Genomic DNA, 13,686 nt, shown 5'->3' with positions numbered 1-13,686 from the left:
TAGGAGAGGCTCTGATTGGAGAGGACATCGCGCTGAAGGAAGTGGCTGATGACGCTTGGGAACTGTACCTTTGCAGCCACTGTTTAGGCAGGCTTGAAAGCGGCGCCAAACGCGTTTCAAGCCTGTAAAGGTGTAAACGATGTCCCCGGTCTAATTTGTAAAGGATGTACCGGTCTCTACAGTGAGGGGGCGAGGATCTCCAGCACGACATAAAAATCCCGGCACAATAAAAAGCCCCCCACCAATCACTCGGTGGAGGGCTTTTCTACATCAATCGCCGTCAGATCAAACCTTGACGATCCAGCCCGCTGGCGCTTCGATGTCGCCGGTCTGCACGCCGGTCAGCTCTTTGTAGAGCTTCTGGGTCACCGGGCCGACTTCGGTTTCACTGTGGAACACGTGCAGATGGTCGTTGTAGCTGATCCCGCCGATCGGGGTGATCACCGCAGCTGTACCGCAAGCGCCGGCTTCCTTGAAGTCCGACAGCTTGTCGATCAGCACGTCGCCTTCCACCACTTCCAGGCCCAGACGGGTCTTGGCCAGTTCGATCAACGACAGGCGGGTGATGCCTGGCAGAACCGACGGCGAGTTCGGGGTGATGAACTTGTTGTCGTGGGTGATCCCGAAGAAGTTGGCCGAACCGACTTCTTCGATCTTGGTGTGGGTCATCGGATCCAGATAGATCGCGTCGGCGAAGTTGGCTTTCTTCGCTTTCGAACCCGGCATCAGGCTGGCCGCGTAGTTGCCGCCGACCTTGGCTGCGCCAGTGCCTTGTGGGGCGGCGCGGTCGTAGCTGGAGATCTGGAAGTTGTGCGGGGTCAGGCCGCCCTTGAAGTAGGCGCCGACCGGAATGCAGAAGATCGAGAAGATGAACTCGGGTGCAGTGCGCACGCCGATGTTGTCACCGACGCCAATCACGAACGGACGCAGGTACAGCGCGCCGCCAGTGCCGTATGGCGGAATGAAGCGCTCGTTGGCGCGGACCACGGCTTTGCAGGCTTCGATGAACTGCTCGGTGTCGACCGTCGGCATCAGCAGACGCGCGCAGCTGCGTTGCATGCGCAGGGCGTTCTGGTCCGGGCGGAACAGGTTGATCGAGCCGTCCTTGCAACGATAGGCCTTCATGCCTTCGAAGCACTGCTGGCCATAGTGAAGGGCCGTCGAGCCTTCGCTGATGTGCAGCACGTTATCTTCGGTCAGGGTGCCTTTGTCCCACTCGCCATCGCGAAAGTACGACAGATAGCGTTTGTCGGTCTTGATGTAGTCAAAACCCAGCTTGTCCCAATTGATGCTTTCGTTACCCATGACACCCTCTATCACTGAACAACCGCCGAAACGGTTCAAGGCTTCTGACGTTTTTTGGATGGGCACAACAATACTTCATTCTTGAGCGGTTTCGCAGCCCGGACTATCGGATGGCACACAGATAAATCGTGTTGCCCTCAGGAATTCGCGAGCAAGCTCGCTCCCACAGGGGAATGCATTCCAAATGTGGGAGCGAGCTTGCTCGCGAAGGGGCCTACAGGTGCAACGCATGCCCGAGGGCACGCAATGCCGCTTCCTGCACCGCTTCACCCAAAGTCGGATGCGCATGAATGGTGCCGCCGATGTCTTCCAGCCGCGCGCCCATTTCCAGGCTTTGCGCAAACGCTGTCGACAACTCCGACACGCCAACGCCCACCGCTTGCCAACCGACAATCACATGGTTGTCCCGACGAGCGACCACGCGCACGAAGCCGCTTTTCGACTCCAGCGTCATCGCCCGGCCATTGGCGGCGAACGGGAAACTCGAAACAATGCAGTCCAGACCTGCAGCCTTGGCCTCGTCCGGCGTCTTGCCGACCACCACCAGTTCCGGGTCGGTGAAGCACACGGCAGCAATCGCAGTCGGGTTGAATTCACGGGTTTTGCCGCTGATCAACTCGGCAACCATCTCGCCCTGAGCCATGGCGCGGTGGGCCAGCATCGGCTCGCCGCTCAAGTCGCCAATGGCGTAGACGTTGCGCATGCTGGTCTGGCAGCGGCTGTCGATCTTGATCGCCGAGCCGTTCATGTCCAGATTCAGCGCTTCGAGGTTCCAGCCCTGGGTATTCGGTTTGCGGCCGACGGCGACCAGCACCTGATCGGTTTCCAGGTTCAGGGTTTCGCCTTCCGGATCGCGCACCTGCAACGTGCCATCGAAACCCAGCACGCTGTGTTTCAGATACAGCTTCACACCCAGTTGCTTCAGCGCGTCATGCACCGGTTGCGTCAGCTCTGCGTCGTAGGCCGGCAAGATACGATCCTGCGCCTCGACCACACTGACCTCGGCACCGAGCTTGCGATAAGCAATGCCCAGTTCCAGACCAATGTAACCACCGCCCACCACCACCAGACGTTTCGGCACGGATTTCGGCGCCAGCGCTTCGGTGGAGGAGATGATCGGCCCGCCAATTGGCAGGATCGGCAGATTGACGCTGGTCGAACCGGTGGCCAGCACCAAATGTTCGCACTGGATGCGCGTTTCGCCGACGTCAACAGTCTTGCCGTCGATGACTTTGGCCCAGCCATTGATGACCTGAACCTTGTTCTTTTTCAGCAGCGCCGCCACGCCAGTGGTCAGGCGATCAACGATGCCGTCCTTCCACTCGACGCTTTTCGTGATGTCGAGGCTCGGTGCGGCAACGCTAATGCCCAGCGCCGAATGCTGGCTGTGATGCCGGGTCTGGTGAAATTGCTCAGCCACATGAATCAGCGCTTTCGACGGGATGCAGCCGATGTTCAGGCAGGTGCCGCCCAGCGATTGGCCTTCGACCAGAATCGTCGGGATGCCCAGTTGCCCGGCGCGGATCGCCGTTACATAGCCGCCGGGGCCGCCGCCAATGATCAGCAGCGTAGTGTTCAGAGATTGCATGCGCGCCTTACTCCACAAACAAAGTGGCGGGTTGTTCGATCAAGCCACGAATGGCCTGGATGAAGAGTGCCGCATCCATGCCGTCGACCACGCGGTGATCGAAGGAGCTGGAGAGGTTCATCATCTTGCGGATCACCACCTGGCCTTTGACGACCATCGGCCGTTCGACGATTTTGTTCACGCCGACGATCGCCACTTCCGGCAGATTCAGCACCGGCGTGCTGACGATGCCGCCCAGCGCACCGAGGCTGGTCAGGGTGATGGTCGAGCCGGACAGTTCATCACGGCTGGCCTTGCCATTGCGCGCGGCGTTGGCCAAACGCGAGATTTCTGTAGCGCTGTCCCACAGGCTGCGCGCCTCGGCGTGACGCACCACCGGCACCATCAGGCCGACATCGCTTTGCGTGGCGACGCCGACATGCACCGCACCGAGGCGGGTGATGACCTGGGCTTCGTCGTCGTAACGGGCGTTCATCTGCGGGAAGTCGCGCAGGGCCACAACCAGAGCGCGGACGAGGAACGGCAGCAAGGTCAACTTGCCACGGCTGGCGCCGTGTTTTTCATTGAGATGCGCGCGCAGTTCTTCAATCGCGGTGACGTCGATTTCCTCGACATAACTGAAGTGCGCTGCACGCTGCGTGGCGTCCTGCATGCGCTGGGCGATCTTGCGGCGCATGCCGATGACTTGAATCTGTTCTTCGTCGTTGCGCTGGGCGTACGCGGCAGCAACCGGTGCTGAAGCGTTCGACTGACCTTGTGCGAGATAAGCCTCAAGGTCTTCGTGCAGCACACGACCGGCCGGGCCGGAACCGCGCACCAGGCGCAATTGAATGCCCAGATCCAGCGCATGTTTGCGCACGGCCGGCGAGGCCAGCGGACGCTCGTCTGCTTCGCGCGCAACCATCGGGCCCTGGCAAACTGCAGCAGGACGAGGTGCAGCAGCAGGTTTGCTTTCCACCATGGTTTCAACCTTCGGTGCAGCAGGCGCTTCTTTGACGGGAGCAGGCGCGGCCGATTCTTTCAGATTGCCGGCACCTTCAACCTCGATGCTGATCAGCACACTGCCAACTGCCATCACTTCACCCGGCTGACCGCCGAGCGCAATCACTTTCCCGTGTACCGGCGATGGAATATCGACCATCGCCTTATCAGTCATCACATCCGCCAGCACCTGATCTTCAACCACCAGATCGCCAACCTTGACGTGCCACTGCGACAGTTCTACTTCTGCGATGCCTTCGCCGATGTCCGGCATCTTGATAACGTGCGTGCCCATTCAGACCTCCATAACCCGTTTCAACGCCGCGCCCACTCGGGACGGCCCTGGGAAATACGCCCACTCCTGCGCGTGCGGGTAGGGGGTGTCCCAACCGGTGACGCGTTCGATCGGCGCTTCCAGGTGATGGAAGCAATGCTCTTGCACCAGCGACACCAGTTCGGCGCCGAAACCGCAGGTGCGGGTGGCTTCGTGAACCACCACGCAACGGCCGGTCTTCTTCACCGACTTGACGATGGTTTCCAGGTCCAGCGGCCACAGGCTGCGCAGGTCGATGACTTCTGCATCCACGCCGGATTCTTCGGCAGCGACTTGCGACACGTAAACGGTGGTGCCGTAAGTCAGCACGGTCACGTCCTTGCCCGGACGGGTGATCGCGGCGACGTCCAGCGGCACGGTGTAGTAACCGTCCGGCACCTGGGCTTGCGGGTGTTTCGACCACGGCGTTACCGGGCGATCGTGGTGGCCATCGAACGGGCCGTTGTACAGGCGTTTCGGCTCAAGGAAGATCACCGGGTCATCGTTTTCGATGGAGGCGATCAGCAAGCCCTTGGCGTCATACGGGTTGGATGGCATGACCGTGCGCAGACCGCAAACCTGAGTGAACATCGCCTCGATGCTCTGGCTGTGGGTCTGGCCGCCGTAGATACCGCCGCCGCAGGGCATGCGCAGGGTCATCGGCGCGGTGAACTCGCCGGCCGAGCGATAACGCAGGCGCGCGGCTTCGGAAATGATCTGGTCGGAGGCTGGGTAGACGTAGTCGGCGAACTGAATTTCGGCAACCGGGCGCAAACCATAAGCACCCATGCCGACAGCCACGCCGACGATGCCGCTTTCCGAGATCGGTGCGTCGAATACGCGGGAGGTGCCGTACTTGGTCTGCAGGCCTTCGGTGCAGCGGAACACGCCGCCGAAGTAGCCGACGTCCTGACCGAACACCACGACATTGTCGTCACGCTCAAGCATCACATCCATGGCCGAGCGCAGGGCCTGGATCATGGTCATGGTGGTTGTGGTCATGGCGGTTTCCAACTGAATATTGTTGTTGTGATCGTTCATGTCAGATCCCCAACTGCTGACGCTGGCGCTTCAAGTGCTCCGGCATCTCTTTGTAGACGTCTTCGAACATGGTCGCGGCGCTTGGAATCTGGCCGCCGGCGAGGGTGCCGTACTGTTCGGCCTGTTTCTGCGCGGCAATCACTTCGGCTTCGAGCTCGGCGCTGACGGCGGTGTGCTCTTCTTCCGACCAGTGGCCGACCTTGATCAGGTGCTGTTTCAGGCGGGCGATCGGGTCGCCGAGCGGGAAGTGGCTCCAGTCATCGGCCGGACGGTATTTCGAAGGATCGTCGGAGGTCGAGTGCGGGCCGGCGCGGTAGGTGACCCATTCGATCATGGTCGGGCCGAGGTTGCGGCGGGCGCGTTCGGCAGCCCAGGCAGAGGCGGCGTAGACCGCGTAGAAGTCGTTGCCATCCACGCGCAGCGAAGCGATGCCGCAACCCACACCGCGTCCGGCGAAGGTGGTGGCTTCACCACCGGCGATGGCCTGGAAGGTCGAGATCGCCCACTGGTTATTCACCACGTTGAGGATCACTGGCGCGCGATAAACGTGGGCGAAGGTGAGGGCGGTGTGGAAGTCCGATTCGGCGGTAGCGCCGTCGCCGATCCACGCCGAAGCGATTTTCGTGTCGCCCTTGATCGCTGAAGCCATGCCCCAGCCGACCGCCTGAATGAACTGGGTCGCGAGGTTGCCGGAGATGGTGAAGAAACCGGCGTCTTTGACCGAGTACATGATCGGCAACTGGCGGCCTTTGAGCGGATCGCGCTCGTTGGACAGCAGTTGGCAGATCAGGTCGACCAGCGGCACTTCGCGGGCCATCAGGATGCTTTGCTGGCGGTAGGTCGGAAAGCACATGTCGTCGATGTTCAAGGCCAGGGCCTGAGCACTGCCGATGGCTTCTTCGCCAAGGCTTTGCATGTAGAACGACATTTTTTTCTGACGCTGGGCGACCACCATGCGGTTGTCGTAGATCCGCGTCTTGAGCATGGCGCGCATGCCCTTGCGAAGGATCTCGACCGGGACGTTTTCAGCCCAAGGGCCGAGGGCGTTGCCCTGATCGTCGAGCACGCGAATCAGCCCACGCGCCAGGTCGGCGGTGTCGGCAGGTTCGACATCAATGGAAGGTTTGCGCACCGTACCGGCATCGGTCAGATGCAGGTAGGAAAAATCGGTTTTGCAGCCTGGACGGCCCGAGGGTTCAGGGACGTGCAGACGCAGCGGTTCATACGCTTGGGTCATGGCTTCTACGCTCGATCTTGTGAGTTTCTTGTAGTGAGCTGGCAGTCATTCTTCGGTAGAAGAAATCTTGTCCTACAACAATCATAGGCCCGGGCCAGAAGAATATTTATCTCTGTTTCGTTGCGCTGGAGATGATTTGCAGATAGAAATTCTGCATAAACATAAAAAACAGGTGGTTTTGTCTCATGCGCAAACTGGACCGTACCGACATCGGCATTCTCAACAGCCTTCAGGAGAATGCGCGCATCACCAACGCCGACCTCGCACGCTCGGTGAATCTGTCGCCGACGCCGTGTTTCAATCGGGTGAAAGCGATGGAGGAATTAGGGCTGATTCGCGAGCAAGTGACGTTGCTCGATGCCGACCTGCTGGGGCTGCATGTGAACGTGTTCATCCATGTCAGCCTGGAGAAACAGGTCGAGGAGGCGTTGCAGCATTTCGAGGAAGCGATTTCAGATCGCCCGGAAGTGATGGAGTGCTACCTGATGGCCGGAGACCCGGATTACCTCATCCGGGTCCTGGTGCCGACCATTCAGTCGCTCGAACGCTTCATGATGGACTTCCTGACCAAAGTGCCGGGGGTGGCGAACATTCGCTCAAGCTTTGCGCTGAAGCAAGTGAGATACAAAACTGCATTGCCGCTGCCGGCGAACGGTTTGACGTTGGGGACGTGAAGATCAAAAGATCGCAGCCTGCGGCAGCTACTACAGGGAAAACGCGTTCCAACTGTAGGAGCTGCCGCAGGCTGCGATCTTGTGCTGTTAAAGCTTATTGAGCGGAATCTTCAGGTAAACCACACCGTTGTCTTCCGCCGCTGGCAGATTCCCCGCCCGCACATTGACCTGAATCGCCGGCAGCAACAGCGTCGGCATGCCCAGCCCGGCATCACGCTGGGTGCGCATTTCGACAAACGCCGCCTCATCAATCCCGTCATGCACATGAATATTGCTTTTGCGCTGCTCCCCGACGGTGGTCTGGCACTGCGCGGCGCGGCCCTCGGGCGGGTAATCGTGACAGACGTAGAGTTTCACGCTGGCCGGGAAGGCCAGCAGTTTTTGAATCGAGTTGAACAACTGATGGGCGTTGCCGCCGGGAAAGTCGCAGCGCGCGGTGCCGACGTCGGGCATGAACAGCGTGTCGCCCACCAGAATCTGTTCGCCGTCGATCAAGTAGGCCATGTCCGCCGGGGTATGCCCAGGTACATGCAGGGCAGTGGCTTTGAGATTGCCGATCCTGAATGACTCGTTCGGCGCAAACAGATGATCGAACTGCGAGCCATCGACGCAGAATTCCGGCTCCAGATTGAACAGCGCCTTGAACACGTTCTGCACTTTGCTGATCGATTCGCCAATGGCGATTTTTCCACCCAGCTCCCGGCGCAGATACGGCGCGGCGGACAAGTGATCGGCGTGGGCATGGGTTTCCAGCAGCCACTGCACTTGCAAGTTGTGGGCGCGAACGAAGGCGATGATTTTGTCGGCCTGGGCGGTGCAGGTACGCCCGGCGGCGCCGTCGTAATCGAGCACCGGATCGACGATCGCACATTGCCCGCCGTCGGTTTCATAGACCACGTAGCTGTAGGTCGAAGAGGCGGGGTCGAGGAAAGCTTCAATCTGCGCGGGCATGGACACCAACCTGAACAAGGAAAATGGGTTGCAACACTTTATCTAAAAACATAATGTTCGCAGCTTAAGTGACCTTGAAGGCCTCGTGCAAATGCAATCCAGTCTGACCGAATGTGAAGTCGCCCAACTGCGCGCCTCGGCCTCCAAGGCCTGCGCGTTGCTCAAGGCCATGGCCAATGAGGATCGCCTGTTGATCCTCTGCCAACTGACCCAGGGCGAACGCAACGTTGGCGAACTGGAAAAGATGACCGGCGTACGCCAGCCGACACTGTCCCAGCAACTGGGCATCCTGCGGGATGAAGGCCTGGTCGCGACCCGTCGTGAAGGCAAGTACATTTTTTACGGCCTTGCCAGTCCGGAAGTCATTCAGGTGATGAAAACGCTCTCCGGGTTGTATTGCGGCGCCGTGCTGAAAAGTCTGGGCCATCAATAAATGCCAGCCATGACACTGGTTCAATGTGGGAGCGAGCCTGCTCGCGAAAGCGCTAGGTCAGGCAATACTTGCATCGACTGATACGCCGCCTTCGCGAGCAGTCTCGCTCCCACATGGGGACTTGTGTGCTGGCTAGAAAAATCCTTGCGTGCAGCAAAAGGAACAAGCAATGAACGATCAACACTGGGGCCCATCCATCAGTGCAGACATCGTGGTCATCGGCGGCGGTACGGCCGGTATCGGTTTTGTCGCCAGCCTGCTCAAGCGTGACCCGGCGCTGAAAATTACCGTGATCGAACCGAGCGCCCAGCATTACTACCAACCGGCGTGGACGCTGGTCGGCGGTGGCGCCTACGACGTCAAAGACACCGCAAGACCGATGAACAAGGTCATGCCCAAGCAAGCGAACTGGTTGCAAGCGGCGGTCACCGCAATCGACCCGGACCAACGCAAACTCACCCTCAGCGATCAACGCACGGTCAGCTATCAGAACCTGATCGTCTGCCCCGGTCTGCGCCTGGCCTGGGAGAAGATCGAAGGCTTGCAAGAGAGCCTCGGCCAACACGGCGTCACCTCCAATTACAGCTATCAGCACGCGCAGTACACCTGGGATCAGGTGCAGAAACTGCGCGGCGGCAAGGCGCTGTTCACCCAACCGGCGATGCCGATCAAATGCGCCGGAGCGCCGCAAAAAGCGCTGTACCTGTCCTGCGATCACTGGCGTAAAAACGGTGCGCTGAACAATATCAATGTCGAATTCAACCTGGCCGGTGCCGCACTGTTTGGCGTGGCGACGTTCGTGCCGCCGTTGATGAAGTACATCGAGAAATACAACGCGCAGTTGGCGTTCAATTCAAATCTGGTCAAGGTCGACGGCCCGGCGAAAACCGCGTGGTTCGAGATTAAGGATGGCGATGGCAATGTCATCCGCGAGGCGAAAACCTTCGATCTGCTGCACGTTGTGCCGCCGCAGGTGTCGCCGGATTTCATCGCGCAAAGCGCATTGGCCGATGCGGCCGGCTGGTGCGAAGTCAATCCGCACAGCCTGCAGCATCCGCGTTATCCCGAGGTGTTCGCGCTGGGTGATATCTGCGGCACCAGCAATGCGAAAACCGCCGCAGCCGTGCGCAAACAAGTGGTGGTGGTCGCGGAAAACCTGCTCGCCCAGCGCAAGCAGCAACCGCTGCCGCTGAAGTACGACGGTTACGGTTCCTGCCCGCTGACGGTGGAGAAGGGCAAGGTGATTCTTGCCGAGTTCGGTTATGCCGGTAAGTTGCTGCCGACCTTCCCGATGGACCCGACCGTGGCGCGGCGCTCGGCGTGGTTGCTCAAGGCGACGCTGCTGCCGTGGTTCTACTGGAACGGCATGCTCAAAGGGCGCGAGTGGCTGACCGGCCTGTCCAAAGTCGACTGAGAACATCCTATGTTGCTGGCAAGCCTGTTTGGTGTGGTGATGGGGTTGGTGCTCGGTTTGACCGGGGCCGGCGGTGGGATTCTCGCGGTGCCGGCGCTGGTCCTCGGCCTCGGCTGGACGATGACTCAGGCAGCGCCGGTGGCGTTGTTTGCGGTGGGCAGTGCGGCGGCGGTCGGGGCTATCGACGGTTTGCGTCATGGCCTGGTGCGCTATCGCGCGGCGTTGTTGATTGCCGCGCTCGGCGCGGTGTTTTCGCCATTGGGGATCTACTTCGCGCACCAGTTGCCGGAGAAAATCCTGATGACCCTGTTCAGTCTGCTGATGGTCATGGTGGCCTGGCGCATGCTGCGCCGCGAGCGTCAACAGGAAGGGCCGAGTGATCACGGGCACGCCAGTTGGGGTCAGAAGAATTGCATGCTCAACGAAGAAACCGGGCGCTTCGACTGGACCGCCAAATGCACCGCAACGCTGGCTGCACTGGGCGCGATTACCGGGGTGGTGTCCGGTTTGCTCGGCGTCGGTGGCGGCTTCTTGATCGTGCCGGCGTTCAAGCAACTGACTGACGTGCAGATGCGCGGAATTGTCGCGACGTCGTTGATGGTGATCAGTCTGATTTCGGCAATCGGGGTGATCGGCTCGTTTCACGCAGGCGTGCGGATTGATGCGCAGGGTGCGGCGTTTATCGTCGCCAGCATTGTCGGCATGATCATCGGGCGCAAGCTCTGTGCGCGGGTGCCGGCGCGGGCGTTGCAGGTGGGATTTGCCAGTGTCTGTCTGGTGGTGGCGGGGTATATGTTGTTGCGGGCGTAAAGCAAAAATCGCAGCCCGTGAGGGCTGCGATCCATTAACCGCTTACAACACCAGATGCGGCAACCACAGCGAAATCGCCGGAATGTAGGTCACCAGCATCAACACCAGGAACAGCACCGCGTAAAACGGCAGCAGCGCTTTCACAGTGCTCTCGATACTGACCTTGCCCACCGCCGAACCGACAAACAACACCGCGCCCACCGGTGGTGTTATCAGCCCGATCCCGAGGTTGACCAGCATGATCATGCCGAACTGCACCGGATCCACACCGATGCCGAGAATCACCGGCATCAGGATCGGCGTCAGGATCAGGATCAGCGGCGCCATGTCCATCACCGTGCCGAGCAACAGCAGCATGACGTTGATGCACATCAGGATCACGTAGCGGTTGTCCGACAGGGTCAGGAACAGCGTGGTGATCTTCGCCGGGATCTGCATCAGGGTCATGATGTAGCCGAAGCTCGCGGCGAAACCGATCAGGATCATCACGATCGAAATCGTCCGCACGGTGCGGTGCATCAGTTTCGGCAGTTCGCTCCACTTGTAGTCGCGGTAGATGAACATGGTCACGAAGAATGACCACAGCACGGCAATCGCCGCCGACTCGGTTGCGGTGAAGATCCCCGAAAGGATACCGCCGAGGATGATCACCATCGCCATCATGCCCCAGAGGGCCTCGCCGACGATTTTCAACGCCTGGCGCATCGGGATGACTTCACCTTTGGGGTAGTTGCGCTTTTTCGCGAAGATCAGGCACAGCACCATCAGGCAGGCGCTCATCATCAGGCCCGGCACGATGCCGGCCATGAACAGCGAGGCAATCGAAACCGTACCACCGGCGGCCAGGGAGTAGAGCACCGAGTTATGGCTTGGCGGAGTCAACAGTGCTTGCACTGAGCCGCTGACGGTCACGGCGGTGGAGAAATCCCGTGGATAGCCCTTGCGTTCCATTTCCGGAATCAGCACTGAACCCACCGACGCGGTGTCGGCCACCGAAGAACCGGAGATCGCGCCGAAGAAAGTCGAGGCGACAATGTTGACCAATGACAGACCGCCGCGGACAAACCCCACCAGCACCCCGGCACACGCCACCAAGCGACGGGACATGCCGCCCTCGGCCATGATCGCCCCGGCCAGGACGAAGAACGGAATGGCCAGCAGCGAGAATTTGTTCACCCCCGACGCGACCTGAATCATCACCGCCTGGAACGGAATGTCGATCCACCATGCACCGATCAGGGCGGCCGCGCCGAGCGCGTAGGCGACGGGCATGCCGATCAGGATCAATACGATAAAACTGCCCAGCAGAATCAGAGCGTCCATTAAGCGGCACCTTCACTTTCTTCAACCAGATCGAACTGCACGACCCGCCGTTTGCTCTGGTCACCGAGCAAGAGTTTTTCCAGCACGAAAATCAGCGTCAGCAAACCGCCCACAGGAATCGGCAGATAGGTCACGCCTACCCGCAGATCGGGCAGGGCTGCCATGAACTGGTTCCAGGTGGACATGCACAGTTTGGCGCCCCAGATCGTCATGAAGATGCAGATCGCCGCCATGAGCAGTTGCGAGAATATCGCCGCCGCAGATCTCAGCTGTGGAGGCATGCGGTCGGTGAGCATGGCCACGGCCATGTGCGCACCGGCGCGGTAACTGGCGGCAGCGCCGATGAAGGTAAACACCATCATCAGCAGGATCGCTGTGGGCTCGGGCCAGCTCGAACCGGTGCCCAGCACGTAACGGGCGAACACGCCCCAGGGAATCATCAGGGAAATCGCCAGGACGGAAAGGCCGGCGACCCAGATGCACGTCATGTAGATCTTGTCGTTGATACGCAGCAGTAGATTCTTCATCGGGTTCCACCGTAACCGGGCGCGCCGCAGTCATCGGGCGCACCGGGCCTTGTTCATGAGGACGGAGCGGGAGACGTTACTGAACGGCTTCGATTTTCTTGATCAGGTCGGCATACTTCGCGCCGTACTTTTCCCGCACCGGTGCGGTGGCGTCGTAGAAGGGTTTCTTGTCGACCTCGATGAACTCGACGCCGGCCGCCTTGAGTTTTTCTTCACTGGCAGCGGACTTCTTGTCCCACAGCACGCGCTCTTCGGCCTGGGCAGCCTTGGCGGCTGTCTTGACCAGCGCCTGTTGATCCGGGGTCAGTTTTTCCCAGGTGATTTTCGACATCACGATCGGCTCTGGCAGGATCAGGTGACCGGTCAGGCTGTAGAACTTGGCGTTCTGGAAGTGGTTGTGTTCGAGCAGGGTCGGCGGGTTGTTTTCCGCGCCGTCGATCACGCCGGTCTGCAGGGCACTGAAGATCTCGCCGGTGTCCATGGCGATCCCGTTACCGCCCATGGCGTTCATCATGTCGATGAACATCGGGTTGCCTTGCACGCGGATTTTCATGCCCTTGAGGTCTTCGAGCTTGCGTACCGGTTTCTTGGTGTAAATGTTGCGCGTGCCGCCGTCCATCCAGGCCAGGGCCACCAGGCCGAATTCCGAGTTGGTGATTTTGTCGAGGATTTCGTCGCCCACCGGGCCGTCGATGACGTTACGCATGTGTTGATGGTCGCGGAAGATGAACGGCATGTTGAACACGTTCACGTCCGGTACCACCGGGCCGACGATACCGAGGCTGACGCGAGACAGCTGTACTGCGCCGACCTGCATCTGCTCGATGACTTCCTTTTCGGAGCCCAGTACGCCGCCCGGGAAGTATTGGAAGGTCAGCTCGCCGTTGGTTTCCTTGGTCAGGGACTTGCCCATGGTTTCTTCGGCTTCCACGGTTGGATAGCCTTTGGGGTGGATGTCGGCGAATTTGAGTTGCAGTGCCTGAGCGGCGCCAGTGAAGGTAAACATCAGCGGGAGTGCAGCGGCCAGCAAGGTGCGTTTGAAGTTCATGGGGGTGAGTCTCCAGTCTTGTTATTGTTGTGTTCAAGGCG

Annotated in this window: 13 protein-coding genes and 1 pseudogene; 5 read left to right on the top strand and 9 right to left on the bottom strand. The window is 60.0% G+C overall.

What is annotated here, in order from left to right; all coding sequences use genetic code 11:
- Positions 1 to 128, top strand: a pseudogene (locus H8F23_RS29180) (IS481 family transposase); the annotation flags it as partial.
- Positions 129 to 285: 157 nt separating this feature from the next.
- Here H8F23_RS29180 and H8F23_RS02070 read toward each other — a convergent pair.
- From H8F23_RS02070 to H8F23_RS02050, 5 genes are all read right to left on the bottom strand, one after another.
- Positions 286 to 1,305 carry a branched-chain amino acid aminotransferase gene (locus H8F23_RS02070; protein ID WP_007915073.1) on the bottom strand — a complete coding sequence of 340 codons (1,020 nt, stop codon included), beginning with the start codon at positions 1,303 to 1,305 and terminating at the stop codon, positions 286 to 288.
- 214 nt (positions 1,306 to 1,519) lie between these two features.
- Positions 1,520 to 2,893 carry a dihydrolipoyl dehydrogenase gene (gene lpdA / locus H8F23_RS02065; RefSeq protein WP_194933244.1) on the bottom strand — a complete coding sequence of 458 codons (1,374 nt, stop codon included), beginning with the start codon at positions 2,891 to 2,893 and terminating at the stop codon, positions 1,520 to 1,522.
- A 7-nt stretch (positions 2,894 to 2,900) separates the two neighbouring features.
- Entirely contained in the window at positions 2,901 to 4,169 is a 1,269-nt protein-coding gene (locus H8F23_RS02060) for a dihydrolipoamide acetyltransferase family protein (RefSeq protein WP_194933243.1), read from the bottom strand.
- Complete coding sequence (locus H8F23_RS02055; RefSeq protein ID WP_003224000.1) at positions 4,170 to 5,228, bottom strand: alpha-ketoacid dehydrogenase subunit beta; 1,059 nt, start codon at positions 5,226 to 5,228, stop codon at positions 4,170 to 4,172.
- 1 nt (position 5,229) lies between these two features.
- The gene (locus tag H8F23_RS02050) at positions 5,230 to 6,465 is read right to left on the bottom strand and encodes a 3-methyl-2-oxobutanoate dehydrogenase (2-methylpropanoyl-transferring) subunit alpha (protein ID WP_077573470.1); all 1,236 of its coding nucleotides are present in this window, start codon (positions 6,463 to 6,465) and stop codon (positions 5,230 to 5,232) included.
- 185 nt (positions 6,466 to 6,650) lie between these two features.
- On the opposite strand from H8F23_RS02050, the gene bkdR reads away from it, so the two are divergent.
- Complete coding sequence (gene bkdR, locus H8F23_RS02045) at positions 6,651 to 7,139, top strand: Bkd operon transcriptional regulator BkdR (RefSeq protein ID WP_008059350.1); 489 nt, start codon at positions 6,651 to 6,653, stop codon at positions 7,137 to 7,139.
- A gap of 87 nt (positions 7,140 to 7,226) precedes the next feature.
- Here bkdR and H8F23_RS02040 read toward each other — a convergent pair whose 3' ends face one another.
- The gene (locus H8F23_RS02040; protein WP_194933242.1) at positions 7,227 to 8,090 is read right to left on the bottom strand and encodes an MBL fold metallo-hydrolase; all 864 of its coding nucleotides are present in this window, start codon (positions 8,088 to 8,090) and stop codon (positions 7,227 to 7,229) included.
- Positions 8,091 to 8,181: 91 nt separating this feature from the next.
- On the opposite strand from H8F23_RS02040, the gene H8F23_RS02035 reads away from it, so the two are divergent.
- From H8F23_RS02035 to H8F23_RS02025, 3 genes are all read left to right on the top strand, one after another.
- A complete protein-coding gene (locus H8F23_RS02035) occupies positions 8,182 to 8,523 on the top strand; it encodes an ArsR/SmtB family transcription factor (RefSeq protein ID WP_007915092.1) in 342 nt (113 codons plus the stop codon).
- Between the two features lie 169 nt (positions 8,524 to 8,692).
- Entirely contained in the window at positions 8,693 to 9,937 is a 1,245-nt protein-coding gene (locus H8F23_RS02030; RefSeq protein ID WP_194933241.1) for an NAD(P)/FAD-dependent oxidoreductase, read from the top strand.
- 9 nt (positions 9,938 to 9,946) lie between these two features.
- A complete protein-coding gene (locus tag H8F23_RS02025; RefSeq protein WP_194933240.1) occupies positions 9,947 to 10,747 on the top strand; it encodes a sulfite exporter TauE/SafE family protein in 801 nt (266 codons plus the stop codon).
- 42 nt (positions 10,748 to 10,789) lie between these two features.
- Here H8F23_RS02025 and H8F23_RS02020 read toward each other — a convergent pair whose 3' ends face one another.
- The 3 genes from H8F23_RS02020 to H8F23_RS02010 all read right to left on the bottom strand — a co-directional run bounded on the left by H8F23_RS02020 (position 10,790) and on the right by H8F23_RS02010 (position 13,645).
- Positions 10,790 to 12,070: a TRAP transporter large permease gene (locus H8F23_RS02020; RefSeq protein WP_099756578.1), complete on the bottom strand. Its 1,281-nt coding sequence runs from the start codon at positions 12,068 to 12,070 to the stop codon at positions 10,790 to 10,792.
- A complete protein-coding gene (locus H8F23_RS02015) occupies positions 12,070 to 12,597 on the bottom strand; it encodes a TRAP transporter small permease (RefSeq protein WP_038365548.1) in 528 nt (175 codons plus the stop codon). Before H8F23_RS02015 ends, H8F23_RS02020 begins: the two co-directional genes overlap by 1 nt.
- A gap of 76 nt (positions 12,598 to 12,673) precedes the next feature.
- Positions 12,674 to 13,645 carry a TRAP transporter substrate-binding protein gene (locus H8F23_RS02010; RefSeq protein ID WP_194933239.1) on the bottom strand — a complete coding sequence of 324 codons (972 nt, stop codon included), beginning with the start codon at positions 13,643 to 13,645 and terminating at the stop codon, positions 12,674 to 12,676.
- Positions 13,646 to 13,686: the final 41 nt, after the last annotated feature.

The organism is Pseudomonas neuropathica, from assembly GCF_015461835.1.
Lineage (GTDB): Bacteria > Pseudomonadota > Gammaproteobacteria > Pseudomonadales > Pseudomonadaceae > Aquipseudomonas > Aquipseudomonas neuropathica.
This window is presented reverse-complemented; position numbering and strand designations above follow the sequence as displayed.

Excerpts from the sequence above, each read along its gene's own strand:
- H8F23_RS02070 (WP_007915073.1), bottom strand. The coding sequence starts at position 1,305 with ATGGGTAACGAAAGCATCAATTGGGACAAGCTGGGTTTTGACTACATC.
- lpdA (WP_194933244.1), bottom strand. The coding sequence starts at position 2,893 with ATGCAATCTCTGAACACTACGCTGCTGATCATTGGCGGCGGCCCCGGC.
- H8F23_RS02060 (WP_194933243.1), bottom strand. The coding sequence starts at position 4,169 with ATGGGCACGCACGTTATCAAGATGCCGGACATCGGCGAAGGCATCGCA.
- H8F23_RS02055 (WP_003224000.1), bottom strand. The coding sequence starts at position 5,228 with ATGAACGATCACAACAACAATATTCAGTTGGAAACCGCCATGACCACA.
- H8F23_RS02050 (WP_077573470.1), bottom strand. The coding sequence starts at position 6,465 with ATGACCCAAGCGTATGAACCGCTGCGTCTGCACGTCCCTGAACCCTCG.
- bkdR (WP_008059350.1), top strand. The coding sequence starts at position 6,651 with ATGCGCAAACTGGACCGTACCGACATCGGCATTCTCAACAGCCTTCAG.
- H8F23_RS02040 (WP_194933242.1), bottom strand. The coding sequence starts at position 8,090 with ATGCCCGCGCAGATTGAAGCTTTCCTCGACCCCGCCTCTTCGACCTAC.
- H8F23_RS02035 (WP_007915092.1), top strand. The coding sequence starts at position 8,182 with ATGCAATCCAGTCTGACCGAATGTGAAGTCGCCCAACTGCGCGCCTCG.
- H8F23_RS02030 (WP_194933241.1), top strand. The coding sequence starts at position 8,693 with ATGAACGATCAACACTGGGGCCCATCCATCAGTGCAGACATCGTGGTC.
- H8F23_RS02025 (WP_194933240.1), top strand. The coding sequence starts at position 9,947 with ATGTTGCTGGCAAGCCTGTTTGGTGTGGTGATGGGGTTGGTGCTCGGT.
- H8F23_RS02020 (WP_099756578.1), bottom strand. The coding sequence starts at position 12,070 with ATGGACGCTCTGATTCTGCTGGGCAGTTTTATCGTATTGATCCTGATC.
- H8F23_RS02015 (WP_038365548.1), bottom strand. The coding sequence starts at position 12,597 with ATGAAGAATCTACTGCTGCGTATCAACGACAAGATCTACATGACGTGC.
- H8F23_RS02010 (WP_194933239.1), bottom strand. The coding sequence starts at position 13,645 with ATGAACTTCAAACGCACCTTGCTGGCCGCTGCACTCCCGCTGATGTTT.